The sequence below is a fragment of the Saccharomonospora iraqiensis subsp. paurometabolica YIM 90007 genome (assembly GCF_000231035.2).
Classification (GTDB): domain Bacteria; phylum Actinomycetota; class Actinomycetes; order Mycobacteriales; family Pseudonocardiaceae; genus Saccharomonospora; species Saccharomonospora paurometabolica.
The window spans coordinates 1-1152 of the sequence record NZ_KI912228.1; the positions used below are offsets into that span (position 1 = coordinate 1).

Genomic DNA, 1152 nt, shown 5'->3' on the forward strand with positions numbered 1-1152 from the left:
GACGGAGACCATGGCCGCGCGGGTGGTGTGGCTGGTCGCCAACGGCCTGGTCACTCCCGAGCGCGTACTCGGCCTGACCTTCACGCGGAAGGCGGCGCGCCAGCTCGCCGAACGGGTCCGGGCCCGGCTGCGCCGACTCGCCGGGTCCGGCCTGCTCGACCGGGTCGACCCCAGCGGGCAGCGCAGGCTCGCCGTGGCGGCGGGCGAGCCCACGGTGCTCACCTACCACGCCTACGCGGGCAGGTTGCTCGCCGAGCACGGTCTGCGGCTGCCGGTGCAGCCCGGGGCGCGCATGCTGTCCGAGACGGCGTCCTGGCAGCTCGCGCACCGGGTGGTGGCCACCTGGGAGGCCGACCTGGACACCGACCGGGTGCCGCCGTCGGTGACCGCGCAGGTGCTCGCGCTGGCGGGCGAGCTGGGGGAACACCTCGTCGAGCCGGACCGGCTCCGCGAGTACACCGAATGGTTCACCGAACTGGTGGAGACCGCGCCCAGGGCGAAGGGGCAGAAGGCGGCGCTGCCGGTGGCGCTGACCGAGATCGTGTCCGCGCAGCGGTTCCGGACCCAGCTGCTGCCGCTGGTCGAGGCGTACCGGCAGCGCAAACGGGCCGAGGGCGCGCTCGACTTCGCCGACCAGATGTCGCTGGCCGCGCGCCTGGCCGGGACCTGCCCCGACGTGGCGGACGGGGAACGTGCCCGGTTCGGAGCGGTGCTGCTGGACGAGTACCAGGACACCGGGCACGCCCAGCGGGTGCTGCTGCGGGCGCTGTTCGGGGGTGCCGAGCCGATGCCCGTCACCGCGGTGGGGGACCCGGCGCAGGCCATCTACGGCTGGCGCGGCGCCAGCGCGGCGAACCTGCCCCGGTTCACCACCGACTTCCCGCGCCGCGACCCCGGCCGAAACGGGGACCCGGTTCCGGCCCGGGAGTACGGGATGCTCACCAGCTTCCGGAATCCGCCGGAGGTGCTGACGCTGGCCAACGCGATCGCCGAACCGCTGCGGGCGCAGGGGCTCGGGGTGCGGGAGCTGCGCGCCCGCGACGGGGCGGAGACCGCCGACATCCGCGCCGCCCTGTGCGCGGACGTGCGGGCCGAACGGGAGTGGATCGCCGACGCGATGGCCCGCACCTGGTTCGCCGAGCGGGACGCCAC

The 1152-nt window shown here is 75.5% G+C and carries 1 protein-coding gene; it reads left to right on the forward strand.

Features of this window, described 5'->3' with window-relative positions; all coding sequences use genetic code 11:
• Positions 1-1152, forward strand: a 1152-nt coding sequence (locus tag SACPADRAFT_RS26695) for a UvrD-helicase domain-containing protein (RefSeq protein ID WP_157577129.1), incomplete at both ends; no start/stop codon positions are given.